This window comes from Arthrobacter sp. ZBG10 (assembly GCF_001238605.1).
Taxonomy (GTDB): Bacteria; Actinomycetota; Actinomycetes; order Actinomycetales; family Micrococcaceae; genus Arthrobacter.
The window spans coordinates 1-25,047 of record NZ_LFQH01000043.1; the positions used below are offsets into that span (position 1 = coordinate 1).

The 25,047-nt window shown below is 66.6% G+C and carries 23 protein-coding genes; 10 read left to right on the forward strand and 13 right to left on the reverse strand.

Annotated features, from left to right (window positions below; translation table 11 throughout):
- Positions 1-121: 121 nt before the first annotated feature.
- From ACU18_RS10885 to ACU18_RS10895, 3 genes are read right to left on the reverse strand one after another with little or no spacing between them, the layout of a single operon-like run.
- Positions 122-1,024, reverse strand: coding sequence for a carbohydrate ABC transporter permease (locus ACU18_RS10885; RefSeq protein WP_197273564.1), 903 nt, complete (start codon positions 1,022-1,024; stop codon positions 122-124).
- Positions 1,021-1,962, reverse strand: coding sequence for a carbohydrate ABC transporter permease (locus tag ACU18_RS10890; protein ID WP_050685575.1), 942 nt, complete (start codon positions 1,960-1,962; stop codon positions 1,021-1,023). The genes ACU18_RS10885 and ACU18_RS10890 overlap by 4 nt, the downstream gene beginning before the upstream one ends.
- A gap of 3 nt (positions 1,963-1,965) precedes the next feature.
- Positions 1,966-3,309, reverse strand: coding sequence for an ABC transporter substrate-binding protein (locus ACU18_RS10895; RefSeq protein ID WP_082178284.1), 1,344 nt, complete (start codon positions 3,307-3,309; stop codon positions 1,966-1,968).
- Between the two features lie 107 nt (positions 3,310-3,416).
- Here ACU18_RS10895 and ACU18_RS10900 point away from each other — a divergent pair, with 107 nt between their 5' ends.
- The 5 genes from ACU18_RS10900 to ACU18_RS10920 all read left to right on the forward strand — a co-directional run bounded on the left by ACU18_RS10900 (position 3,417) and on the right by ACU18_RS10920 (position 7,990).
- Positions 3,417-4,082, forward strand: coding sequence for a GntR family transcriptional regulator (locus ACU18_RS10900; RefSeq protein WP_231686056.1), 666 nt, complete (start codon positions 3,417-3,419; stop codon positions 4,080-4,082).
- Positions 4,079-5,029 (forward strand): dihydrodipicolinate synthase family protein, encoded by a 951-nt coding sequence (locus ACU18_RS10905; protein WP_050685578.1) that lies wholly within the window; start codon positions 4,079-4,081, stop codon positions 5,027-5,029. The genes ACU18_RS10900 and ACU18_RS10905 overlap by 4 nt, the downstream gene beginning before the upstream one ends.
- Positions 5,026-6,162 carry a mandelate racemase/muconate lactonizing enzyme family protein gene (locus ACU18_RS10910; RefSeq protein WP_050685579.1) on the forward strand — a complete coding sequence of 379 codons (1,137 nt, stop codon included), beginning with the start codon at positions 5,026-5,028 and terminating at the stop codon, positions 6,160-6,162. The genes ACU18_RS10905 and ACU18_RS10910 overlap by 4 nt, the downstream gene beginning before the upstream one ends.
- A gap of 75 nt (positions 6,163-6,237) precedes the next feature.
- A complete protein-coding gene (locus tag ACU18_RS10915; protein ID WP_082178285.1) occupies positions 6,238-7,107 on the forward strand; it encodes an oxygenase MpaB family protein in 870 nt (289 codons plus the stop codon).
- Entirely contained in the window at positions 7,100-7,990 is an 891-nt protein-coding gene (locus ACU18_RS10920; RefSeq protein WP_050685580.1) for a DUF817 domain-containing protein, read from the forward strand. Before ACU18_RS10915 ends, ACU18_RS10920 begins: the two co-directional genes overlap by 8 nt.
- A gap of 18 nt (positions 7,991-8,008) precedes the next feature.
- Here the strand turns inward: ACU18_RS10920 and ACU18_RS10925 are convergent, their stop codons facing one another.
- The 6 genes from ACU18_RS10925 to ACU18_RS10950 all read right to left on the reverse strand — a co-directional run bounded on the left by ACU18_RS10925 (position 8,009) and on the right by ACU18_RS10950 (position 15,340).
- Positions 8,009-9,346, reverse strand: a complete 1,338-nt coding sequence (locus tag ACU18_RS10925; protein WP_050685581.1) for an LLM class flavin-dependent oxidoreductase — start codon at positions 9,344-9,346, stop codon at positions 8,009-8,011.
- The gene (locus ACU18_RS10930; protein WP_050685582.1) at positions 9,346-10,725 is read right to left on the reverse strand and encodes an LLM class flavin-dependent oxidoreductase; all 1,380 of its coding nucleotides are present in this window, start codon (positions 10,723-10,725) and stop codon (positions 9,346-9,348) included. The genes ACU18_RS10925 and ACU18_RS10930 overlap by 1 nt, the downstream gene beginning before the upstream one ends.
- A 34-nt stretch (positions 10,726-10,759) precedes the next feature.
- Positions 10,760-11,581 (reverse strand): ABC transporter ATP-binding protein, encoded by an 822-nt coding sequence (locus ACU18_RS10935; protein WP_050685583.1) that lies wholly within the window; start codon positions 11,579-11,581, stop codon positions 10,760-10,762.
- Positions 11,557-12,420, reverse strand: a complete 864-nt coding sequence (locus ACU18_RS10940) for an ABC transporter permease (protein WP_157407676.1) — start codon at positions 12,418-12,420, stop codon at positions 11,557-11,559. The genes ACU18_RS10935 and ACU18_RS10940 overlap by 25 nt, the downstream gene beginning before the upstream one ends.
- Positions 12,417-13,535: an ABC transporter substrate-binding protein gene (locus ACU18_RS10945; RefSeq protein WP_050685584.1), complete on the reverse strand. Its 1,119-nt coding sequence runs from the start codon at positions 13,533-13,535 to the stop codon at positions 12,417-12,419. The genes ACU18_RS10940 and ACU18_RS10945 overlap by 4 nt, the downstream gene beginning before the upstream one ends.
- A gap of 899 nt (positions 13,536-14,434) precedes the next feature.
- Positions 14,435-15,340, reverse strand: a complete 906-nt coding sequence (locus tag ACU18_RS10950; protein ID WP_050685585.1) for a helix-turn-helix transcriptional regulator — start codon at positions 15,338-15,340, stop codon at positions 14,435-14,437.
- A 102-nt stretch (positions 15,341-15,442) separates the two neighbouring features.
- Between ACU18_RS10950 and ACU18_RS10955 the strand changes: the two genes are divergently transcribed.
- The 5 genes from ACU18_RS10955 (at position 15,443) to ACU18_RS10975 (ending at position 19,736) form a co-directional block, all read left to right on the forward strand.
- Positions 15,443-16,747: a multidrug effflux MFS transporter gene (locus tag ACU18_RS10955; protein ID WP_197273565.1), complete on the forward strand. Its 1,305-nt coding sequence runs from the start codon at positions 15,443-15,445 to the stop codon at positions 16,745-16,747.
- Complete coding sequence (locus ACU18_RS10960; RefSeq protein ID WP_050685586.1) at positions 16,744-17,406, forward strand: SDR family NAD(P)-dependent oxidoreductase; 663 nt, start codon at positions 16,744-16,746, stop codon at positions 17,404-17,406. Before ACU18_RS10955 ends, ACU18_RS10960 begins: the two co-directional genes overlap by 4 nt.
- A 68-nt stretch (positions 17,407-17,474) precedes the next feature.
- A complete protein-coding gene (locus ACU18_RS10965; protein WP_050685587.1) occupies positions 17,475-18,515 on the forward strand; it encodes an NAD(P)-dependent alcohol dehydrogenase in 1,041 nt (346 codons plus the stop codon).
- Between the two features lie 443 nt (positions 18,516-18,958).
- Positions 18,959-19,555, forward strand: a complete 597-nt coding sequence (locus ACU18_RS10970; protein WP_231686057.1) for a hypothetical protein — start codon at positions 18,959-18,961, stop codon at positions 19,553-19,555.
- Position 19,556: 1 nt separating this feature from the next.
- Positions 19,557-19,736 carry a hypothetical protein gene (locus tag ACU18_RS10975; protein ID WP_050685589.1) on the forward strand — a complete coding sequence of 60 codons (180 nt, stop codon included), beginning with the start codon at positions 19,557-19,559 and terminating at the stop codon, positions 19,734-19,736.
- Positions 19,737-19,836: 100 nt separating this feature from the next.
- Here the strand turns inward: ACU18_RS10975 and ACU18_RS10980 are convergent, their stop codons facing one another.
- From ACU18_RS10980 to ACU18_RS10995, 4 genes are all read right to left on the reverse strand, one after another.
- Positions 19,837-22,062 (reverse strand): penicillin acylase family protein, encoded by a 2,226-nt coding sequence (locus tag ACU18_RS10980; protein WP_050685590.1) that lies wholly within the window; start codon positions 22,060-22,062, stop codon positions 19,837-19,839.
- A 36-nt stretch (positions 22,063-22,098) separates the two neighbouring features.
- Positions 22,099-22,404: a hypothetical protein gene (locus tag ACU18_RS10985; protein WP_050685591.1), complete on the reverse strand. Its 306-nt coding sequence runs from the start codon at positions 22,402-22,404 to the stop codon at positions 22,099-22,101.
- A 145-nt stretch (positions 22,405-22,549) separates the two neighbouring features.
- On the reverse strand, positions 22,550-23,575 hold the full coding sequence (locus ACU18_RS10990) for a LacI family DNA-binding transcriptional regulator (protein WP_050685592.1): 1,026 nt from the start codon (positions 23,573-23,575) through the stop codon (positions 22,550-22,552).
- A gap of 103 nt (positions 23,576-23,678) precedes the next feature.
- The gene (locus tag ACU18_RS10995; RefSeq protein WP_050685593.1) at positions 23,679-24,413 is read right to left on the reverse strand and encodes a class I SAM-dependent methyltransferase; all 735 of its coding nucleotides are present in this window, start codon (positions 24,411-24,413) and stop codon (positions 23,679-23,681) included.
- Positions 24,414-25,047 lie beyond the last annotated feature (634 nt).

Here is a 25,047-nt window from a genome sequence, read left to right on the forward strand (position 1 = left end):
GGCGATCAGGGAATGTCCGGAAAGAATCACAACAAACTCCAGGGTGTGGGGATACGGGAAAGCATCGTTGGGGCCGGCCGCCACCCGGCAGCCGGCCCCGACACTTCGAACGGGTCCGGGCTCAGCCCTTGACCGCACCGGCGCTGAGTCCCTGGACCAGGAACTTCTGCACGTAGGCGAACAGGAGCACCACGGGGATGATGGCAATGACGCCGCCGGCGGCCAGGGCGCCGAAGTCGGCGCCGAACTCGCCCAGCAGGTAGCTCAGGCCCACGGGAACCGTGAACTGGTCCTGGCTGCTGATGAACATGATGGCGAAGAGGAAGTTGTTCCAGGCGCTGATGAAGGCGAAGGAACCAACGGCCACAATGCCGGGTTTCAGCAGGGGAAGGACCACCAGCCGGAACGCCTGGATGCGGGTGCAGCCGTCCACCCAGGCGGCCTCCTCCAGCTCCACCGGCACGTTGCGGATGAAGCCGGACATCAGGATCAGTGACAGCGGCAGATGGAACACCGTGTCGGAGATGATGAGGCTCCAGAGGCTGTTGGTCAGGCCCACGGCGTTGAAGATCTCGAAAAGCGGGATCAGCATCATGGCCCCGGGAACAAACTGGGTGCACAGCATGGCCACGAGGAACAGCGTCTTGCCCCGGAACCTGAAGCGTGCCAGGGCGTAACCGCCCAGCAGCGCGATGACCGTTGAGCACAGCAGGCTCATCACGGCCACAAACAGGCTGTTTTTGAAGTAGATGCCGAATCCGGAGCCGTTCCAGACCGTTTCGAAGTGCTCGAAGGTGATGGGCCAGGGGACCAGCGAGGTGGATCCCGTGGGTCGGAACGCGAAAAGCAGCATCCAGTAGAACGGCACAAGGGTGAAGATCAGGAACAGTGCCAGCGGCACGTAGGTCAGGACGCGGTCGATCCGGCGTTGGCGTGCCTTGAGCTTGCTGATGGGCCGGGCCGGTATCGGTTCCGGCGCGATGGCACGGCCGGCGGCATGCGCTTTGGGAAGCAGCGAGGTCACTTGTCATCCTCCTTTGACTTGGTGATGCGCAGATAGACCAGCGAGAAGAAGGTCAGGATCAGGAATGCCACCACGGTCAGGGCGGACCCGTAGCCGAAGTCGCGGTCGTGGATGGCCGTTTGCGCCACATAGAGCGGCAGGGTGGTGGTGGAGCTTGCCGGCCCGCCGCCGGTCAGTGTGTACAGGAGGTCAACGTTGTTGAATTCCCAGACCGCCCGCAGCAGCGTGGCCACCACAACGGCCTGCCGGATATGCGGCCAGGTGATGGACACAAACTTCCGCCAGGTCCCGGCGCCGTCAACGTCCGCGGACTCGTACAGCTCCAGGGACACTGACTGGAGATCGGCCAGGATGAGGATGGCGAAGAACGGGATGCCCTTCCACATTTCGGCGAGCACCAGGGCCCAGAACGTGGTGTCGCTGCCTGCCAGGAGGGACACGCCGTATTCGCCGATGCCCATGTCGGCAAGATAGCGGCCGACGCCGGTGGACGGGTTGTAGATCAGGATCCAGATGGTGGTGGTCAGGATGCCTGACACGGCCCAGGGGGAAAAGACCAGGGATCGGGCCAGCCCGCGGCCGATGAACGACTTGTTGATGAGCAGGGCCAGCGCGAGCCCGAAGACAAACTGAAGCCCCACTTCCACCACCACCCACTGGGCGGTGAAGGAAAGGCTCCGCCAGAACAGCGGGTCCGAACCCATCGCGATGAAGTTCTCGAAGCCGGCAAACCCGTCGTCCCAGGGCTGGGTGACGTTGGAGTGCTGCAGGCTGTAGTAGAAGACGCTGCCCACCGGGTAGACCAGGAACACGAGCGTCAGGATCGCGGCGGGCGCGATCAGGAGGTAGGGGTACAGGCGCCGCGACCTGTTCGCTCGCTTGCGCGGCGTGGCGGCCGGCGGCCTGCCGGGCTTTTGTTTCTGGGCGATCAGGGCCATGGCCTACTTCTTCGCGTGCTTCTGCTGGGCTTTGGTGAGTTTCTCCGCGGACTGGGTCAGGAAGTCCTTCACGGAAAGGTCGCCCTGGAGCACCCGCTGCCACTCCGGAAGCATGTCCGTGGTGGTGATGGAGTTGAACTCGGGCAGGTAGAACGGCTGTTCCAGGACCACGGCCTTGCTGTCCTCAACGGCTTTTACGGAGGCCTGCATGGCCGGGTTTTCGGTAACCCAGGTTTCCTTGGCCACTTCGAGGTTGCCCGGGAGGTAGCCGGACTTCTGGGCCCAGAAGCTGTTGCCTTCATCGCTCATGGTGTATTCAAGGAACTTCCAGGCGGCTTCCTTGTGGGGACTTGCCTGGAACATCGAGAACCCGGTGGTCATGCGGCCGGTGAGAACGGTTTTGCCGTTATCCGCGGGGAACGGTGCCACGGCGCCGATCTTGTCCGCGCCGATGGCGGCAACGTGGGTGGGGTAGGAACCGATGCTGTGGCTGAGCATTGCAGCACCGCCGGCGCCGAACTGCGCCACCATGGTTTTGAAGTCCGCGGTCAGGTCGCTTCCGGCGGTGTCCTTGCCGTAAAGGTCCACGTATTTCTGGGCCGCGGCAACAACTGCCGGATCGTCAAGGGTGGAGGTTCCGTCCTCGCGGAAGAACGTGTCCACGCCGGACTGCGGGTAGACCATCTGGACAAACTGGGAGAAGAACCCGTTGCCGCCGCGGAGGGTATAGCCGAATTTTCCGGCGCCCTTGTCCGTCAGCTTGTCCGCTGCCGTGTAGAAGTCGTCCCAGGATGCGGGAGCCGACAGGCCGGCGTCCTTCATGAAATCGGAGCGGTAGTAGATGACGTCGGCGAGGCTGGTGGCCGGGGTCAGGTAGAGCTTCCCGTCGGGTGAGGCTGCCTTGGAGGACTTGGTCATGGCGGGGGAAATCTTTTCTTCCCATCCACCGTCCTTGAAGTCCTGGTCCAGGGGTGCCAGGGCGCCCTGGGCGACGAGGGCTGAAACGTCCGACGCCTTGGGTGTCACCAGGTCCGGGGTGGCCTTGGTGGCAATGGCGGTGCTGATCTTCTGCATGTAGGAGTCGGTGGGCAACCCCAGGTAGTTGACCTTGATGCCGGGGTTTTTGGCCTCAAACATGCTGATCAGCTTTTTCAGGTTCTCGGTCCGTTCGGGGCGGGTGTCCGTGTCCCATAGCTCCAGGACAACTTCCCCGGAGTCGCTGGCCCCTGTGCTGCCTGAACCGCAGGCACCCAGCCCCAGTGTGGAAGCCATGATGGCTGCCAGGGCTAGTGCTGTCCTGCCCTTGCGGCTCCGGGTCGGGGACTGGGCATTATCCGTACGCTTCATTGCGTTCCTCTCAAGTGGCGATGTGAAGCCGGCTATGTCGTGCTTCGTACATCGTATACTACATACGATACACCTGATATGCTGATGTTTATGGAAAGGAATTTACTGTGACTACGAACGCCATGCAGCCCGGGCCGCTGCTCTCCTCCTCCCGGACGGGTCTCGTTGTTGAAGCCCTTCGGCGCTCGATCCTCACAGGTGAGTTGCCTGCCGGGCAGCCTTTGGTGGAAACGGACCTGGCGCGCAGCTTCGGGATCTCCAAAACGCCTGTCCGGGAGGCCTTGAAGACCCTCGCCGGTGCCGGCCTGGTCACCATGAGCGAGTACAAGGGCGCAACGGTGCGCGTGGTGGACGAAGCGATGGCCCGCAGCATCTTCGACGTCCGGACCCTGCTGGAACCAGTGGCGGTGGCCCGGACCGTGGAGCGCGGGTTCGACGTCGAACTCGCCCAGCAGGCCCTGGACCGGGCCACCTCCTCAGAGGATGAGGCCGAGCGCAGCCTCGCCAACCGCGACTTCCACCAGCTCCTGTATTCCAACTGCGGCAACCCCGTCCTGGTGGACATGCTGGACGGCCTGCGTGAGCAGACTGCCCTCATCTCCGTCAACGCCTGGACCCGGCTGCCCTCCTGGGATTCGGAAGCCGCCGAGCACGCCGAAATCCTCGCCGCAGCACGGAACGGCGACGCCGGCCGGGCCGGCGAACTGGTCCTAAACCACATCCACAGTTTCGAGGTCCGGGCAATCGGACAGATAGTCGGGGGAAAACGATGACGTTCTCTGAGCTCCGCACCGCATTGGCAGATGTAGTTGCCATTCCGGTGACGCCGTACCAGGACGGTGCACTGGACCTGGGCAGCTTCCGGAAGCTGCTGCGCCGGCTGGTCAGCAGCGGCGTCACCACCATCACCCCCAACGGCAACACCAGTGAGTTCTACGCCCTCACTGCCGCAGAGCGCCGTCAGCTGATCACAGCCGCCGCCGAAGAAGTGGGGGCGGAGGCCTTCCTGCTCCTTGGGGTGGGACACGACGTTGCCACAGCAGTGGCGGACGTGAAGGCGGGGGAAGAGGCCGGCATCAGGATGGTTATGATCCACCAGCCGGTCCATCCGCACGTTTCACCGCTGGGCTGGGTGGACTACCACGCGCAGATCGCCTCGGCTGCCCCTGGCGTGGCCTTTGTCCTCTATATCCGCAGCGCCTGGGTGACCCCGGCCATGCTGGTGGAACTGGCAGGCCGGTGCCCCAACGTCGTCGGCATCAAATACGCCGTCCCGGACGTGACGCAGTTTGCCCGGATCCGGGACCTGGCCGGGCCGGACAGGTTTGTATGGATCGCCGGCCTCGCGGAACCGTACGCCCTGTCCTACGCCGTCCACGGCGCCGAAGGCTTCACCTCAGGCCTGGTCAACGTCAACCCACGGCTTTCGTTGGCGTTGCGGGACGCCCTGCGGACGCAGGACTACCCGGCCGCCAGGGACATGCTGGCCAGCATCTCCCGGTTTGAGGAGCTGCGCGCCGAGGACAGCTCCGCCAACAATGTCAGCGTCATCAAGGAAGCCCTGGCCCAGCTGGGTCTGTGCAACCGCACCATCAGGCCACCCAGCCACGAGCTCAACCATCAGGCCCGCACCGAAATCGCGGGGATCCTGTCCGAATGGGGCTGCACCGCTGCGGACCAGAGCCAGCCGATCCACGCAGCGGCAGGAGCCCACGCATGAAAATCACCGGATTCAAGACGTTTATGCAGCGGGTGGGCAACCGGCCGCGGTTGCTCCTGCGCGTCGACACGGATGAGGGCCTGTCCGGCTGGGGTGAAGCGTACAACCACGGACCGGACTGGGCCCTGGTGCCCATGCTGGACTACATGTTCGAGCAGGTTAAGGGCCAGGATCCCCGGCGGGTCGAGTTCCTGACGCAAAAGCTCATCCGGATGGCGCGGTTTCCGCAGGGGGCGCTGGGCCTGGCCGCGATCTCCGCCATCGACCACGCGCTGTGGGACATCGCCGCCAAAGCTGTCAACCTTCCCGTGTACGGGCTGCTCGGCGGTGCCGTCCGGGACAGGGTTGCCGTCTATGCAGGTGTCTACTCGGCGCCAGACCCCGCGGAGTGCAGGGACGTTACAACCGGCCTGAATGAGCAGTTCGGGTTCACCGCCTTCAAGCTCAGCCCGTTCCGGGGCGACATCCATAACCGGCGCTGGGGTGCGGTGGTCAACGAAACGGCGGAGTACTTCGGTGCAGTCCGCGAAGCCTGCCCCGATGAGTGGGACTTCGCGTTCGACGCGCATGCCAAGATTTTCGAGCCGTACCAGGCGGTCCAGCTGGGCAACGCGCTGGCCCCCTACCAGCCGCTCTTTTTTGAGGAACCCATCAGGCCCGAATACTTCCCGGCCTGGCACCGGCTGCGGTCCGAGCTCAAGGTGCCGCTGGCCACCGGCGAAAGCCTGTATTCCAGCAACGAGTTCCTCAGCCTGCTCACGGGCGGGGGAGCCGACATCGTCCAGCCGGACATCTGCGTGGTGGGCGGGATCTCGCAGATGCGCAGGATCGCCACGATCGCCGAAGCGCACTTCACCATGGTGGCCCCGCACAACCCCATGGGCCCGCTGGCCGTGGCCCACAACCTTCACTTCGCCGCCGCCTGCAGCAACTTCTCCATCCTTGAATACAAGCTGGAGGAAACCACCTGGTGCCCCGATCCGTACCTGCCGGTAAACGGGCACCTTGAACTGCGGCCGGACCGGCCCGGCTGGGGGATCGAGATCGACGAGTCCACCCTGGCGGAAGACGACTACATCCACTGGGAACGCACCTTGCCGGTCCGCCCGGACGGGTCGCTCGCCTTCTGCTGAGCCGCCCGCCCGGCCGGGCGGGTCCCCGCTCCAGCCGGGTCAATCCGGCAGGCCCGCCTCCGGTAGCCTGTTGGGATGGAGCGGGGAATAGCCCATCTGGGCGCTGAAGGCATCCTGCTCGCCGGCGCGGGCAGGGCCATCCTGCTGCAGATCGCCAACCCGGCAGTGGGCCACGGTGTGGCCGAGCACAGCACGTTCACGCACCGGCCCATCAGCCGCCTGATGGGCACCCTCACCTACGTCTACGCGGTGGTCTACGGCTCCGAGGAGCAGGTCCGCGAGGTCCGGCGCCGTGTCAACAAGGCGCACGCCCCCGTCCGGCGTGATGCCGACGCATCGGCCAGGGGCTACAACGCGTACGACGCCGATGCGCAGCTTTGGGTGGCCGCCACCCTCTACGACACGGCCTCCGTCATCATCACCGAAATCTACGGCGCGCCCGACGCCGACACCGCCGACGCGATGTACCGCGACTACGCGAAACTCGGCACAGCCCTGCAGCTCCCCGCGCACAAGTGGCCGGCGGACCGGGCCGCCTTTGCGCAGTACTGGGACGGACAGCTTGGCTCGCTGCGGGCCGACGACGCAGCAGTCCGTGTGGGCCGCGGCCTGCTGTATCCGGAGCAGGCACCGCTCTGGTACCGCGCGGTGATGCCGCTGGCCCGGTTCCTCACCGCCGGACTGCTGCCGGACCAGCTGCGGAAAGACTTCGGGCTGCCGTGGAGCGAGGGCCACGAACGGCGTTTCCACCGGACCCTGCGCGCGCTCGCGTTCACCTATCCGCGGCTGCCCCGCCGCCTCCGGCACTGGTTCAAGGACTACTGCCTGGCCAGCCTGGACAAGCCGCAGACCGGTAAACCAAGCCCCGGTAAACCAAACCCCGGTAAACCAAACCCTGGCAACCCAAAACCCCGTGACCCGAAAAAGCAGGAACACCGTGCGTAGTGCCACCACCGTTGAGCAGCGGATCGACGCGAGGGCACGCCGGTTCCTGGCCACGGCGCCTGCCGGCGGTGCCCGGTCAAAACTCACCGAGTTTGTGGTTTTTGGCCTCAAGCAGGGCTGGGCCTGCATCTTTGGTGCCGCGCTTTTGGTGGTCCTGATGGCGGCCCGGCTCTGGTACCCGGAGAGCGTGGGACTGGCCAGGAACGACTTCCTGACACTGGCCGCCGTCGTTATCCAGATCCTGATGGTGGCCTTCCGGCTGGAAACCCTGCGGGAGTTGCGTGTCATCATCCTGTTCCACCTGGTGGGAACGGTGATGGAGCTCTTCAAAACGGACGTTGGCTCGTGGGCCTATGAGGTGGAGGGTGGGCTGCGGATCGGCGCGGTGCCCCTGTTCAGCGGCTTTATGTACGCGGCCGTGGGCTCCTACATGGTGCGGGTGTACCGGCTGTTCGACCTGAAGTTTGCCAACTACCCGCCCCGCTGGATCACGGCGCTGCTGGGCATTGGCATCTACGCGAATTTCTTCACCCACCACTACATCTGGGACCTGCGCTGGCTGCTGCTGGCCGCCGTCGTGATCATTTACGGCCGCTGCGTGATGCATTTCCGGGTGTTCCGCCGGGAGTTCAGGATGCCGCTGGTGCTCTCCTTCCTGCTGGTGGCGCTGTTCATCTGGGTCGCGGAGAACATCGCCACCTGGTCCGGTGCGTGGCTCTACCCCAGCCAGGTGGACGGCTGGCAACCCGTGGGCCTGGAAAAGCTGGTGTCCTGGTTCCTGCTGATGATCATTTCGGTGGTGCTGGTGGCCTGGGTGTACAAACCCCAGCCGCCCGCCACGGCGGGCAGCGACGCCCCTGCCCCGAAGATGTCGCTGCCCTGACGCCCCGTTCCCGCGGCGTCAGCCCCGGGCCGCCAGGAGTCCGCGGCTGTACTGGCTGGCGGGACGGTCCAGGCCGAAGTGCCCGCGGAGGGTGGTGCTGGTGTACTCGGTGCGGAACAGGCCACGGGCCTGCAGGATGGGGACCACTTCGTCCGCGAAGGCGTCGAAGCCTCCCGGCAGCCACGGCGGCATGATGTTGAACCCGTCCGCGGCGCCCTGTTCAAACCAGCGCTGGATCTCGTCCGCCACCTGGACCGGAGTGCCGGCAAAGACGTAGTGTCCGCGGGCGCCGGCATACCGGTGCAGGACCTCCCGGACGGTGGGCTGTTCCCGGCGGATGACGTCAAGGACCAGCTGGCTGCGGCTGCTGGCCAACCCTTCCGCCCCGGCCAGCAGATCCGGCGGGAACGGCTGGTCCAGGTCCGCGCCTGACAGGTCAACCCCCAGGAGGTTCCGCAGGATGCCCAGCCCGTATTCAGGCTGGGTAAGCTCATCGAACTCCTGCTTGAGGGCTTTGGCTTCTGCTTCCGTGGAGCCCAGGTAGGGGCTGATGCCGGGCAGCACCAGGAGCTGGTCCGGGTCGCGGCCCAGGGCTGCCGCCTGGGCTTTGATGTCGGCATAAAACGCCTGGCCGCTGGCAAGGCTTTGATGCGCGGTGAAGACGGCTTCGGCGTACCGGGCTGCAAACGCGGTGCCTTCGGGGGACGAACCGGCCTGGACGTGCACCGGCCGGCCCTGGGGGGTCCGGGGCGTGTTTAAGGCGCCGGCCACGCGGAAGTAGCCGCCCTCATGGTCAATCGCGTGGATCCGTGACGTGTCGGCGAAAACCCCGGTACCGGCGTCGGCCACCACCGCGTCATCCTCCCAGCTGTCCCATAGCTTGCCTGTGACCTGGACAAACTCCTCGGCCCGGGCGTACCGCTCGGCGTGGGGCGGATGCTGGTCCAGGCCGAAGTTTTGGGCCGCCCGTTCCGCGCCGGTGGTGACGATGTTCCAGCCGGCCCGGCCGCCGCTGATGTGGTCCAGCGAGGCGAAGAGCCGGGCGGCGTTGTACGGTTCCAGGTAGGTGGTGCTGGCGGTGCCGATCAGGCCGATCCGTTCGGTGGCCACCGCGATCGCTGACAGCCAGGTGAACGGTTCGATCCGGAAGCGGGTGGCGAACCGGACGTTGCTCTCCAGCGCCGGGCCGTCCGCGTAAAACACGGCGTCCAGCTTGGCCCGCTCGGCCCGCTGCGCCAGTTCCTGGTAGAACCGGATGTCCAGCAGCCGGTCCGTGGCGGATTTCGGGTGCCGCCAGGCTGCCTCGTGGTGGCCGCCGGGATAAATAAAGAGGTTGAGTTTGAGCTGCCGGCCCATTACAGCGCCGCCCCCACCGAGGCGAGCACGGGGGCAGTGGTGCCGGCGTATTGGTTGGCCGGGCGTTCCAGGCCGTAGTGCTCCCGCAGCGTGCTTCCCGTGTACTCGGTCCGGAACAGGCCGCGCTCCTGCAGGATGGGCACCACCTGGTCCACAAACGTTTCCAGGCCGGACGGCAGGACCGGGGGCATGATGTTGAAGCCGTCCGCAGCGACACCGTCGAACCATTCCTGGATGGCGTCCGCCACCTGGACAGGGGTGCCGGTGAAGGTCCGGTGCCCCCGGCCGCCACCCAGGCGCCCGATCAGCTGGCGCACGGTGAGGCGTTCGCGCCGGGCCAGCTGCACGATCAGGGTGTACCTGCTCTTGGCGCCCTCGATCTGGTCCTCGCTGGGCAGGTTGTCCGGCAGTTCCCGGTCCAGGGCCAGGTCCTCGGGCGCCACACGAAGGGTTTTAGCCAGCTGGAGCCGGGCGTACTCCGGCTTGATCAGCCGGTCCAGCTCACGCTCCAGCTCCAGCGCCTCCGCCTCGGTGGCGCCGATGAGCGGGACGATGCCGGGAAGGATTTTGATGGCGTCCGGATTCCGTCCTGCCGCGGCCGTCCTGGTCTTGAGGTCCGCGTAGAACGCCTGCGCGTCGGCAAGGGTCTGGTGGGCGGTGAAGACGGCGTCCGCGTACCGGGCGGCGAGGTCCTTGCCGTCCTCGGAGGAACCTGCCTGCACAATCAGCGGGTGCCCCTGCGGTGGGCGCGGCACGTTGAGCGGGCCGCGGACCTTGAAGTGGCTGCCGTGATGGTCGATCACGCGGATCCGCTCCCCGTCCCCCCACACGCCCTCCGCCTTGTCGGCGACAACAGCGTCGTCGTCCCAGCTGTCCCAGAGCTTCCTTGCCACCTCGATGAACTCAGCAGCCCGCTCGTACCGGACGGCGTGGGCGGGCTGGTCATCCACGCCGAAGTTCCGGGCCGCGTCCGGTCCGGCGGTGGTGACCACGTTCCAGCCGGCCCGCCCGCCGCTGGCCCAGTCCACCGAGGCGAAGCGGCGGGCCAGGTTGTACGGCTCGTTGTAGGTGGTGGAGGCGGTGGCAATCAGCCCGATCCGTTCGGTGGCGCCGGCAATCGCGGTGAGGAGGACCGTGGGTTCCAGCTTGCCGGCCGGCCGACGGCCCACCTCGCCGAACAGGACGGGGGAGTCGGCGAAAAAGATGGAATCAAGCTTGCCGCGCTCGGCCGTGCGGGCCAGCTTCCGGTAATGCTCCACATCGGTGCTGGCCAGGGGGTCGCTTTCGGGCAACCGCCACGACGCTTCGTGGTGGCCGGTGCTCATCAGGAAGGCATTGAGGTGAAGCTGGCGCTGCGGGGATCCGGGGCTGGAACTCATGGGGTACTCCTTGGGAAGATGGAAGGCTGGGATTTCAATGGCCGACGGCGGCTGGTGCAGCAGGCGTGGTGGGCTGGGCACCAGGTGCGGGGACCACGCCCAGCGCGGCGAGGAGGTCCCGACGCAAGGCTTCGTGCCCGGCGGCGTCGGCCGCCGAACCAACGTCCGGCGAGACAGTCCGGACGGTGGCCACCCGGCCGCTGTCCAGGACCACGATCCGGTGGGCCAGGGCAATGGCCTCGTCCACGTCGTGCGTGACCAGCAGGACAGCCGGGCGGTGCGCGGCCACAAGGTCCTGCAGAAGCCCGTGCATCCGGATGCGGGTGAGGGCGTCCAGGGCGCCGAACGGTTCGTCGGCCAGGAGCAGCTGCGGTTCCCGGACCAGGGACCGGGCCAACGCCACCCGCTGCTGTTCGCCGCCGGACAGCTCGTGCGGCCAGGACTTTTCCCGGCCGGCGAGTCCCACTTCGGCGAGTGCCCTGCGGGACCGTGCCTCGGCGTCGTGCTCCCGCAGACCCAGGGTGACGTTGCCCAGGACGGTGTCCCAGGGCAGCAGTCTCGAGTCCTGGAAGACCACGGAGACCCGGTCCGGGACGGTGATGACACCGCTGCCTCGGACGTCGTGGTCCAATCCGGCGAGGGCGCGGAGCAGGGTGCTTTTGCCGCAGCCGCTGGGTCCCAGGAGGGCCACGAATTCGCCGGGGGCGATGTCAAGGTCCACGCCGTTCAGGACGCCCTTGGGACCGAAACTGCGGATCAGGCCGCGGACGGACACTGCCGCCCGGGAGTCCGCGGATGCCGCGGATCCGGAAATGGGAGGGGCGGTACGGGTCAGCCCGCCAACGTGCGTTGCCATGAGAGTGCCTTTCGTTCGATGAAGCGGACGGTGCCGTCGGACAGCAGGCCCAGGATGCCGTAGACGGCCAGGCCCAAAACGATGATGTTGGTTTGGCCGTAGGTGCGGGCGAGCTCCATCATGTAGCCGATGCCGCTGGTGGCGTTGATCTGTTCCACCACCACCAGGGACACCCACGCGCCGGTGACCGCGAAGCGCAGCCCCAGGAAGAATCCGGGAAGGGCGCCGGGCAGGACCACCCGGCGGATGAAGCCGGCCCGGCTCAGGCCCACGGTCTGCGCCAGTTCCACATAACGGAGGTCGATGCCCCGCAGGGCGGCGTGCGTCTGGAGGTAGACCGGGACGAAAACGCCAAGCGTGATGGTGAGGACCTTCATGGTCTCGTCGATCCCGAACCACAGGATCAGGAGCGGGATCAGGGCCAGGCCGGGGATTGCCCGCTTGATTTGGACGGGCCCGTCGATGAGCGCCTCGCCCACACGGCTGAGCCCTGCGAGCAGGGCCAGGACCGCACCCACCAGCGTGCCGAAGAACAGCCCCAGCAGGGCGCGCTGGGCCGAGATGGCCAGGTTTTCCTGCAGACGCCCGTCGGCCAGCAGCTCACCTGCGGTGGCCACCACCGTCCATGGCTCGGACAGGATCCTGGGGTCCAGCAGGCCCGTTGCCGAGCCGGCGGTCCAGAGCAGCAGCAACGCCGAGGGGCCCAGCAGCCAGGCGAGTCGCCGTCGTCGCCCGGGTCCTAACCTTTTGCCGGTAGGCCGGACGTCGTCGCGGCCGGCGAGGGCGGGGTCCTGGTGGGGTTCGACGGCGGGGCGTTCCAGTACGGGGGCGGCGCTCACTGGGTGCCTCCCTTGGCAGCTTCGGCGAAGGCAGTGCCTGCGATCGCTTCGAAGCGGGTGTCGTAGAGGTCAGCGGCGTTGAGGTGCGGTTTTTTCTGCTCCCGGGACAGCAGGTCAATCGTTTGCTGGTGCCTGGCGATGGCTTCGGTCCAGGAAGTGGGGACGTCCCGCCGGCCGGCTGCGTCGATCAGGTACTGGCCGTCCGCGGCGGACAGGCCCTGGTCCTTGATGTAGTAGCCCTCGAGCCATTCCTTCGGGTGGTCCTCGACCCAGCGCTGGGCTTTGCCCCAGACCTCCGCATACTTGGCCAGGGCTGCTGCCTTGGCGGGGTCGGCCAGGACGGTGGCGGGCGAATACAGGTGGCCGGGGTCGTCGCGAAGGCCGTGGCGGAGGGTACTGGCACCGTCGGCGCCGTACTTGGCCAGGTAACGCTTGATCTGGACACCGCCCAGGGGGGCCGCGTCCACCTGCCGGCTGGACAATGCTGAGGAGTAAGCGTCGCCGTTGCTGGGCAGTTCCACCAGTTTGACGTCGTCCTGGGCCAGCCCTGCTTTTTCCAGGATACGCAGCACCAGGGCGCCCTGGGCCTGCCCGGGGCTGTACGCCACCTTTTTGCCGCGGAGGTCTTCCAGCTTTTTGATGCCGGATTCCGGTGCAATACCCAGTTCGTAGAGCGGATGGTTCACCGCATCCTGCCGGTAGGCACTGGCGATGATGCGGACGTCCAGGCCGGTCCAGGTTGCATGGATGGGCGGGATGTCGGCCACAGAGCCCACATCCAGGGCGTTGGCCCGGAAGGCTTCGGTGGTTTGCGGGCCGCCGGAGATGTTGGCGAACGCTACGTTGATGCCCTCCAGCTCTTTGCCCAGTCCTGACAGTTCCAGGGCCACCTTGATGCTGGGATCACCCACGGTGATGGTGGTGCCGGCCGGGACCGACGTTTCCAGCGGCGCGAACGACACCCGGTCAGAGGGCTGGTTGCCGGCAGTGGCGGCGCCGCCGCAGGCAGTCAGGAGGCCGACGGCTGGAATCGCCAGGAGCGCGGCGAGGGCGCGGCGGCGGGTCAACGGGCGCCGGGAGATACCCAGCGGCGGCGGGGAGGGTGTCAAGGACATGGTGTGCCTTTCGGGGACGAGGGCTGGAAATTTGGGTCAAAAACAAGGGGAACCGCAGGTTTTTGGGTGCGGCAAACCCGCCCGGCGGGGCAACCGGGTTGTGCCGGATAGGGCTGGGTTACGAACTGCGCAGACCCTGGCGGCCGACCAGGGAAACCGGAGAAGAGAACCGCTGGAGAACGGTCCGCACGGTCAGGGGCTGCCTGTTGGGTTTGCCTGCCGGCGTTGGCCTGCCGGATTTACTCCGTGAGGTTTGCTCTGCCGGATTTGCCAGTGGGACGTCGGCGGGCGGATCGGGAAGGCCGGGCGGGGCCGCTAGGCGGAGATCAGGAGGCCGGACACATTCGACGCCGGCTGCCGGTGGACGACAGACACCACGACTGCCGCCGGTAGTGGGTGGACCGCCGGAAACCAGGCAGCGGGGTGCGGAAAAACGGCGAGGCGTGGCTGCTGCCGGGTGCGGTTGTGATGGTGCCTGGCAATCGGTCCTCCTTTGTCGCTTCCTTGCTTCCGGTACACCTTGGGACCGGCTGTTCCAACACTTAAGCACGGTTCAGCAGGCCTTGGCCAGCATGCTGCAATGGAGGCGAAACGGGAGGAAACGCCGCTTCTTATTGCGCCATCGGGAGGGCTCTGACGGCAATCGGGCGCCACGGACCGCAACGCGGGTTCATGTGACTGGCGGCCTGCGCCTGAGCTTTCGAGGGAAACGTGCCGGCTTGCGGAGATCAGCCGGCCGATGGGATCTAGCCCGTCTTGCGGCCTGCGCCTGACCTTTCGAGGGAAACGTGCCGGCTTGCGGAGATCAGCCGGCCGATGGGATTTAGCCCGGCTTGCGGCCTGCGCCTGACGTTTCGAGGGAAACGTGCCGGCTTGCGGAGATCACCTGCCCGCGAGGTCTACCCTGGCTGGCTGCCGGCCCCTGTACGGACCTGCTCCCTGGCCCGCTCGACGATTTTCTCGGTCACGGCCCACGATGCCAGGAGCTTCAGGGCCTCTTCCGACGGGCTGCCGGGGACGGCAGGGTAGACGGTCAGGGTGTGGCCTGGGTCTTCACCCAGGTCCAGGACCTGGTAGTCCAGTTCGAGCAGCCCTACCACCGGGTGCTGGAAGAATTTGGTGCCCGAGTAGTGCCGGCGGACGTTGTGCGCCGCCCAGCGGGTGCGGAACTCGTCACTTTGCATGGACAGCTCACCCACCAGTTCGGCGATGCCCTTGTCGTGCGGGGCGCGGCCCGCGTCGCGGCGGAGGATGGCCACGTTGACGTTGGCGGCCCGGTCCCAATCGGTATAAAAGGTATGGGCGCGGGGGTCCAGGAAGATGAACCGCGAGTGGTTGGCCGGGCGGGACACCCCGCGGTACAGGTCCGCGTAGAGGGCGTAGCCCAGGGTGTTGGCAGCCACAATATCCATCCGGTTGTTGCCGATGAACGCCGGCGCTCCGGTGATGGTGTCCAGCAGGTGCTGCAGGACCGGGCGGACCCCGGCGGGAGCCGTTCCCGCAGGACGTTTCCGGCCCGACGGGGTGGCGGCACGGGCCAGGTCGTAGAGGTGGTCGTGCTCGGCGCGGTCCAGTTCCAGCGCCCGGGCAATGGAGTCCAGGACGCTGTCCGAGACGCCGCTGAGGTTCCCGCGCTCCAGCCGGGTGTAGTAATCGACGCTCACTCCGGCAAGCCGGGCCACTTCCTCGCGGCGCAGGCCGGGCACCCGCCGGCGGCCGCCGTAGGATTCCACGCCGGCCTGTTCGGGGGTGATGCGGGCACGGCGGGATGCCAGGAACGTCCTGACCTCGGCTCGGTTATCCATAGGGACACGTTACGACGGAACGGCAGGCCCTAGGGAGGGTCTGCTGGAACCCGTTACAGCAGGGCCCTCGCTAGGATTTGCGGAGGGTTGTTTGATGGTGTGGTGCCCAATCGATTCCCCTCCACCTTGCCGCCGTCGGCCGGTACTGTCCCGGCTACGCTGGTGGCCACGGTGATTTTCCTGACCGCTGTGGCGCCCCTGGCTACGGACATGTACGTGCCGGCGTTCCCGCGGGTTGCCGGCGAGTTCGGAACCACAGCGTCGGCCGTGCAGCTGACGCTAACCACCTTTTTCGCCGGCATGGGCCTTGGCCAGCTGGTGGGCGGGCCGTTCAGCGACCAGCGAGGAAGACGCCTGCCGCTGGTGGCGGGCACCATCCTGATGACGCTCGCTTCGATCGCCTGCGCCCTCTCACCGGACGTGGGCATCCTGGTGGCCGCCCGCTTCCTGCAAGGTTTTGGCGGTGGCTGGGCCATGGTGATCGGCCGCGCCGTGATTGTGGACCTGGCCCACGGCCCGCAGCTGGTGCGGGTGCTCAACGTGGTGATGGGAATCGGCGGCGTGGCACCGATCATCAGCCCGCTGCTGGGCGCCGTCATCCTCCAGCTGACGGGCTGGCGCATGACGTTCTGGACCCTGGCAGCGCTGGGTATCCTGATGGCCCTGTGTGCTTTGCTGATTGTGCCGGAGTCGATGCCGCCGGAAAAGCGGCATGCGGGCGGGCTGGGCGAATTCGGCCGGGCGGCGAAGGTGGTGCTGTCCAACCGCCGCTTTGTTGGCTATGTGGTGGTGGCGTCGTCGGCCTTTATTGCGTTGTTTGCTTATGTGGCCACGTCCGCCTTTATCCTGCAGAACATGAACGGGCTCTCCCCGGTGGCCTACTCGGTGGTTTTCGCCGCCAACGCCGGCGGGATGACCATCGCAGCCCTGGTCTCCGCACGCCTGGCAGGGCGGGTGTCCACGCGGAAAGTGATCCTCACCGGGCAGGTCATCGCGCTCGCCGCGGGCCTGGCCATGCTGGCCGGCGCGCTGTGGTGGGGAACCCCGCTGCTGGTGGCGATGGGCAGTTTTTTCGCACTCATGGTGGCGCAGGGCCTGATCAACACGAACGGCGGCGCCCTCGCCTCCGCCGAAGTCCCCAGCCATCCGGGCACCAGTTCCGCAGTGCTGGGCCTGGTGCAGTGGACCACGGCAGGGGTGGTGGCGCCCATCGCGGGGCTGGGCGGCACCGGCACTGCAGTGCCCATGGCTGCGCTCATGATCGGCGGGGCGCTACTGTCGCTGTTCGGGCTCCTGGTCCTGGCCCGCCAGGAAGCACGCCCCGACACCGGCCGGGACGCCCGCCGCGACAGCCATCCCGACGCCGGTCCCGGAAACCTTCAACAGAACGGAGCATCAACACCATGAGCACCATCGCCATCATCGGCGCCGGCAAAGGCCTGGGCCTCGCGGTTGCCCGGCGCTTCGGCCGGGAAGGGTTCGCAGTGGCCCTGCTGGCCCGAAGCCAGGACAACCTGGACACCCTCACCGACACCCTCTGGACCGAAGGAATTCACGCTGTTGGCTTAACCGCTGACGTCCGCGATCCCGGGTCCCTGCAGGTGGCGCTTGACCGTGCCGCCTCAGCACTGGGGCCGGTGGAGGTGCTCCAGTACAGCCCCGTTCCCGCCCCGGAATTTATGCTTCCGGTCCTGGACACCGCAGCCTCTGACCTCGTGGGGCCGGTAGAGTTTTCCATCTACGGTCCCGTCACCGCAGCACGCCAGGTCATCCCCGGCATGCGGACTTTGGGCGGCGGAACTGTCCTTTTTGTCAACGGCGCCAGCGCGGTCAGGCCCAACGGGGCAGTTACCGGCACCTCCATCGCCTTCGCCGGCGGGAGTGCCTACGCGCAACTGCTCCACGATGCCCTCGCCCCGGAGGGAATCCACGTGGGCCAACTGATCATTCCCCGCGGAATCGGTGGGGGAGACCCCACGCACCACCCCGACGCAATTGCCGAAACCCTTTGGCGGATGCACTCGGAGCGCGGGGACTTCCGGACGTTCCTGGCACCGCTCGAATAACAGGGCAGAACCGAAGATCCAATAACTGAACACCCTCCAGTTTTTATCCCCAACACCACAGGAGAATCATGACTACCGTCAAAGCTTTTGCCTCGCCGTCCGCCACAGGTGACCTGGTGTCCACCACCATTGAGCGCCGCGAAGTGGGTGCCCACGACATCCTGATCGACATCAAGTTCGCCGGCATCTGCCACTCGGACATCCACACCGTCCGCGGTGACTGGGGACCCCAGCAGTACCCGCTGGTTCCCGGCCACGAAATCGCCGGCATCGTCACCGAGGTTGGCTCCGCCGTAACCAAGCACGCCGTGGGCGACCGCGTCGGTGTTGGCTGCATGGTCAACTCGTGCCGCGAGTGCGTCAACTGCCTGAAGGGCGAAGAGCAGTACTGCCTCAAGGGCAACGTTGGCACGTACGGTGCTGTTGACCGCGACGGATCCATCACCCAGGGCGGTTACTCCACCCACGTTGTGGTCACCGAGGACTTTGTGGTCCGCATTCCCGAGGGCATCGACCTCGACGTGGCCGCGCCGCTGCTCTGCGCAGGCATCACCACCTTCTCCCCGCTGCACCACTGGGGTGCCGGCGAAGGCAAGAAGGTGGCAGTGGTTGGCCTGGGCGGGCTGGGCCACATGGCCGTCAAGATCGCCGCAGCCATGGGTGCCGAAGTAACGGTCCTTTCGCAGTCCCTGAAGAAGCAGGAAGACGGGCTGCGCCTGGGCGCCCAGCACTACTACGCCACCAGCGAGCCGGAGACGTTCGAGAAGCTGGCAGGGTCCTTCGACCTGATCATCAACACCGTCAGCGCTTCGATCGACATCAGCTCCTACCTGCAGCTGCTGTCCCTCGACGGCGCACTGGTCAACGTGGGTGCCCCGGCTGAACCGCTTCCGGTGAACGCGTTCGCCCTGATCGGCGGACGCCGGTCCTTCGCCGGCTCCATGATCGGCGGCATCCGCGAAACCCAGGAAATGCTCGACTTCTGCGCCGAACACAAGATCGGCGCCGAGATCGAGGTCATCGCGGCCGACAAGATCAACGAGGCGTACGAGCGCGTCCTCGCCTCCGATGTCCGCTACCGCTTTGTGATCGACACTGCCACCCTCTAACCCAGGAGTTGCGCGACGGCGGCCCGGTTCCCTTTGGTACCGGGCCGCCGTCGTCCGTTAGCCTGAGGTGCCCTTTTGTGACCGGCCGCAACGGTTGGGCGGCAATGACCTGGAGCCGGGTCCGGAACGGAGCCGCAGTTCCACAATGGGAGAACAGGTTCTCCCGTTCTCTGGAGGGTGAAATGAAAAGGTCCGGCGGGTTGTTCCCCGCAATGATTCTGATGGGTGTGGCGCTCGCGGGATGCGGCCTGCAGGGCGGGACGCCAACGTCGACCCTCCCCGTAGGGATACCGGTGCCGCCGAGCGTCGAGGCCACCTCACCGCCCGCCGTTTCGCCTTCCGCCACTGCCCCGTCCATCACTGCCCCTTCCACCACGGGCCCCTCAACTACCACGGCGCCTTCAACTACATCCCCTTCAACCAGCACAGCCCCGAGGGCTTCCTTGAAGACGTTTACGACGGCGGACGGGCAACTGGCGTTCGACTATCCGGAGGCGTGGAGCGTCCGGGATCCGGCAGGTGAACTGCCTGAGGGTGGCGGGGCCTTTGCGGAAGTCACCAATAAGTCCGGTAAGCCGCTGGCCACGCTGCGGACAAACATGGCAACGGGCTCCACCTGTCAGGAAAAGTACCCGTACGAGGTGCTGGAGCTGCAGGAACTTCCCGTGCTGGCTCGGAACGGTGTTAAGCCGAGGTTTGTTTTCGAAACCAGAGGCGATGCTGAAGCAGCGGGACCGGCTGAGACCCCGGCCGCGGCCTATGGCATCACCACAGTGCCGGCGGCCACGGGTGACTCAGCGTGCCCCATCTTCCACTTCTTTACCTGGCCGCCAACCGCCGCCATGTTCGGCGCCTTTTTCAACCCGGACAACAACGTGGTGCCCGGCGCCGCGGGTCTGCCCTATCTGGAACAGGCCCGGAAATACATGGACACCACCGAGTACCAGGACATCCGGCGGATGATCACCTCGCTACGGCCTGCCGCGCCGATGCCCAGCAGCATTCCACCATCCCCGTCCGCCGCCGCAACGAATAACTGACATGAACTACTACACACCGGCGGCGCAGGAACGAGCCCTGGATGCCGCACATGCAGCAATGGAGAAAGTCCTGGACGGCATGCTCGAACCGTTGAGCCGGCACGCCCTGAACGCGAGGTGGAACCAGGCCTGCGAGGCCATGGCGAAGTACCTCGACGCAAAGGACAACGGCGAGGAGTAGCCCACCTGCCCTGGCTGCGGCTCCGGCCCGGCCGTGGCTCAATGCGGGCCGTGGCTCCGTCCGGCCCGTGCCTCCGGCCCGTGTCTCCGGCCGGGACCGGCTAGGACTCCGACCCAGCGGGCGGGTCCTCCCTGGTGAGCTGGTCCCAGTCGGTCACCACGGGAATCAGGTCGCCCGCAGCCCACAGCGGCAGTTGGCTCTGAAAATGAGGGTGGTGGGGGTTGCCTGCTGCCCCGAAGGGAACAATCCACCGGCTTCCAGCCCTGTCTGACAAATCCCACACGTAACGGGCCACAGGTCCCCGGAAGGATCCGTCGCTGAGTCCCGGCAGGCTCTCGGTGGAGAGCACACAACTGGTGTCGCCGGAGAGCTGCGTGGGTGCGGTACCGGGTGGCACCGCGCCGCTGGCAGGGTAGTCGGCCAAGGCGTGCAACGGCAGGACTGTGTGGTTGGCACCCCAGGGACCGGCGGCAGGGGCTGCCGCTGTTTCCTCCAGGGCCTGGCGGGCCGCGGCGGCGACGTCGATGCCAAAGTGGGTGCCGTCCGCGAGGACAGTTTCCAGGGCGAACCCCACCCGGGCCACCGGGCTCAGCCAGGGCGAGAAGAGCGCCGAATAACCGGAGGGTTCAGCCAGCGGAGCAAGCTGCGGGGCCCTGGCCAGTGCCAGCACCAGTGCCGAACGCCATCCGGCCAGGCTTCCCGCCACGGAACTCGCTGCGTCCATCTGCCCATCCCAGCCCAGCAGTTGGCGTCGAAGGGCAGCGGCCGGCCCGGACAGCGGCAGGTCCGCGATGCACAGGTCCGCCAATACTGTGCGAAGGGCGGGCCACGAGCCCAGGCGGGTGTCCAGGTGGATACGTTGCATGTGGTCCGCATTCAGACCGGCGTGCGGCCCGGCCCCGGATATTGGCCCAGTTCCTGACCCGGGCCCGTGCACTACTCCGGTCCCTGGCCCTGGCCCGGGCCCGTGTTCTGCCCCCATTCTTGCCCCGCCGCCCTGGTCAGCCGCGGCCTTCTCCAGCAGATGGCGGATGCGGTGGGCCCGGTGTGCGGGGGCAAACTCCAGGCCGGTCAGGCTGCCGCCGCCGGATTCCCGATCGTTGGCATGCACGGCCAGCCTGGTCACGGCCTGCCGTGGCAACTTCACCCACTTGCCGGTCCATTGATGCTCCGGCAGCCAGCCGGGTACGGGGTGGGAGCGGTTGCGGGCGTCGCGGACAGGGACCCTGCCGGCCACCAATTGCCGGACGTTCCCGGCACTGTCGGCCGCGAGCACACAGTTCACGGGCTCAACCCACTGCTCCAGGGCTTTTTCCACATCTGCCGCGGAGGTGCTGCGTAGGAGCGGCAGCAGAGCCTCGAAGCCCAGGGACCGCAAAACCCGCGATGGCATCCGCAAACTCAGAGCCCCGCCGTCGGCCACGCCGGAAATGACCGGACCGCGCAGTGTCTCCACAACGTCCACCGAATCCGATTCGCCGCCACGGACCCGAATGATTTCCTGATGGCTGCTGACCACAGGTTCCCAGCCGTCGGGACCCAGCGCCTGCGTGGAACTGCCGTGAGGGCGAAGTTGCTCGTGGAAGAGATCCTGATAGTCAGCCATGGCGTTGGTGACAGCCCATGCTGCCTTGCCGGCGTGGCCAAAGTGCGGCAGTCCGGGCACGCCCGGGAAAGCCAGCCCCACGGCGTCGAACTCCGGACAGGCCAGCCGCACCTGCTGATAGACCCCGGGTAACTCCAACAGCCGGTGCGGATCACCGGCCAATAGCGGGGCGCCGGTTGCGGTCAGGCCGCCCGCCACTGCCCACGAATTACTGCCCGCCCAGACCGGCGCCTCAATGCTGAACAGCTCCACGGCATCAGCGCCCAACGCGGTGGCAACGTGCTGCCGCCAGAGTTTGTTGGGGAAAGTGCTGAAGAGGATGTGGTGCACCAGGAAGACGCCCAGAGGGGTCCACGGCTGCCAGCGGTCCGGGGCGGTGCGGCTGCTGCGGAACTCGGGGGCATCGCGGCGGCCGCGCTCCAGAGCATTGTTGACGCCGTCCACGTACGCTGCGCACCACGCCCGGGTTTCCGCGTCCATGGCCTCGAAACAAAGGCGTGCCGTGTGGTCGATCCGCGCTTGCCTGGCGAACCGGTCCCACAGCAGGCCCTCCGGACCCAGCTGTTCAGCCGTCCGGCCCTCAGAGCGCCAGCGCTCCATCTCGATCTGCCACGAGCGGTCCGAGGCTGCGTTCTGCCCCTGCAGGTACGCGAGTTCGACGGCGGAATCCGCCCGGAGGTGGGGGATGCCCCACGCGTCGCGGAATGTCTCAGCAGGCATGCTGCGGCACACTGGTGCGTGCCGGCGTCGTGATTTTCACTGCTGGAGCTGCGGCAGGCACATGCACCGGACCTCGAAGATGGGCAGGCCGGGCTCTTCAGGGCCGTGGCCGGTGGACATCAGGAAGCCTTCGTCCAGCAGGTACACGGGCAGCTGCGGTGACAGGAAGTTGTTGTACCGCGAGGGGTAGAACCACTGGCCGTTGATGTCGTAGGCCGGAAGGGCATACGCGTCGCGGCGGTTGTGTGCTGACGGGAACAGGCCGTCGCCCATCCAGATGTGGCTCGCCAGCCCGTAAAGGTAGTCGCTGTTGTGCGCAGTAGGGAACAGGATGGCCTCCATGTTCGTGCCTTTCTCTCTGTCGATAGTTAGGTAAGGCTTAGCTAAGAACAGAGTAGGGTGCGCAGGCCGGAGCGCCAAAATTGTTGCCGCGGAATTTTCGACGGCGGTATTCCGGGACGCTCGACCGTGGGACTGCGGGCGTGCTTCAGGCCCGGACTGGGCCCGTGGATTCCCGGAAAATCAGTTCCATGGGTGGCAGTTCCAGCGGGTCGGCGGGGGACTGTTCGCCGCGGATCCGGGCGATGAGTTCGGCCATGCTGCGGGCGCCGAGTTGCTCAAGGTCCATGTGGACCGTGGAAAGGGACGGGACCTGGTACTTCGATTCCGGGGTGTCGTCCCAGCCGAAGACGCTGACGCGGCCCGGGACCGGGATGCCGTGCTCATGCAGGGCACGGATGACGCCCACGGCCATCTGGTCGTTTGCCACCACGACGGCGGTGACGTCCGTTGTTGCCACCACCACCTGCCCCGCCGCGTAGCCGGAAGCCGGCGACCAGTCCCCGGCCACCACACCCAGAGAGTTCAGGCCCAAGGCCGCGATGGTTTCTTCGTAGACCTGGTGGCGGTTTCGGGCGGATGGCCAGCCGTCCGGGCCCGCCACGTGGAAGAAATTCCGGTGGCCCAGGGCTGCCAGGTGCTTGACGATGCTCGCGGCAGGGGAGCCGTCGGCAATGCTGCCGAGCGCGCGCATCCTGTTGTCGTATTCGCCGGCCACCACCAAGGGGACCCGGGAACCGGCGCCGGGATCGCCGTCGGGACGCGGGACGAAGGACAGGATGCCGGCGATGTCCTCGCCGGAGAGGAGGCTGTTCAGTTGTTTTGACCGCGCTTCAGCGGTCCCCTCCATGGAAACCACGTCCACGCGGTAGCCATTGCCGTGGGCGGTGGCCGCCGCGCCCTTGAGGACCCTGGAAGGGAAATAGAGCGAGGCTTCGGGCACTACCACCACAACGCGGTACGGCTCGCGCGATCGCAGGGACCGGGCCGCGAGGTTGGGGGTGTAGTCCAACTCCGCCAGGGCCTTTTCGACCCGCTCCAGGGTGCTGGGTTTGAGCGTGTTCCGGTCCTTGAGGTAGCGCGAGACCGTCTGATGGGAGACGCCGGCCAGCGCGGCGACGTCGTAGATGGTGGCGGCCTTGGGCCGGCCTTGCTCAAATGCGTCCTGCACCATCGGTATGGCGTCCCTTCAGGTACAGTCCCGCACCTGCGGGAGGGATCCGCTCCAGCCTAGTGGTTGCGGCCGACCGAGGTGGCATGTCCTTCCGTCTGGAGTCTTACCGGCGTGCCATGACCACTAATTCGCCGCGGCCGGCGCCCACGGGTTCCTTGTGCCAGCCGCCGAACACCCGCTGCACCGTGAACCCTGCGGAGCCGAGGTCGCTGCGAAGCTCCTGCTCAGTCCGGAAAGCGAGGACCGACTTATGGACCGCCGCGGTGTGGCCGGACAGATGGACGTGTTCGCTGATTGTCACCTTCCCGTCCTGGTTGGGGCCTGCGTCCTTCCAGGTTTCGCCCTTGCTTCCGCCAGGCAAGGTGAAGGACGTGCGCGTTTTCCCTGGTGTCCAGTGTTCCCATGCGCGGGCAGCCGGGTCGCGTGAGTCAAAGACCAGCCGCCCGCCCGGGGCCAGGGCGCTATGGGCGTCAGACAGAGTCCTGGCCCAGGCCTCCTTATCGTGGATGGCCTGCACGACGTGGGCCGTCATCACCACGAGGTCGAATCCGCCGTCCGCGGCGACTTCGCTGGACGTTCCGTTGACCCAGGTCACTGCTGACGTTTTGTCCTTCCGCCTGGCAGCAGCCAGGGAGCCGGCATCCGGATCCAGCCCAACCACGGTGTGTCCCGAAGCTGCAAGAGCCAACGTCAACCGGCCGGTGCCGCAGCCAAGGTCCAGGATGCGGCTGGTGGGTAGTTGGTTGGCGGTCGCCAGGAAGAACTCGTCATCGGGTGCCCATGTGTTCTGGAGGTCGTAGAGCTCCGCCCGTTGAACGTCGGTCAGATGTGAAGCCATGCAGCAACGCTATTGCATGCTGATCCGTTGGGGGTAGACCGGGCGATCCTGGGGCGGCTGCCCTGTTGCCCGGCTGTCCAGTTGCCCTCTCGGTTCTCATTTCCGGGGGCTGTCGAGGCACTGCTGGACGGCTGCTTCGCAGGGCGACAGTTCTTTGTGCCATCTCCGGCGTCGATGGTGCCGACTGATCTTCGGGATCTGCGGAACGAAGTGCGGGACCGGGCCAGTTGCATCCGGCGCCCACACCAGAGTGGGTGCCGAGCCAGGATCCCGGGCGGGCTTGAACTCCAGGGGCCTGGCAGCGGGCCTCGGGGGAGTGCTGCCAAGTGTTTCCGTGGAGGTGGATCTCCCGAGGGCTTCGCCTGGACGGAAACCGGTCTGCGCTTCGGGCCAGGACGCGGACTGTTCCGGGACATGCAGCGCCGGAGCATGTGGATCTCCTGCTGTCGGCTGGGATGTCTGGGGGTTTGGTGGTTCCGAATGTCTAGGCGCGCATGGTTCCGGTGTGTGTTGTTCAGGTGGCAGGGCTTCTTGGGCGTGCTGCTCTGGCGCTTGGTGTTGTTGCCGTTCTGGTGCTGGGGTTTCTGGCGCTTGGTGTTGGGGCGTGTTGGGTATGGGGTGTTGTTGGGTCCAG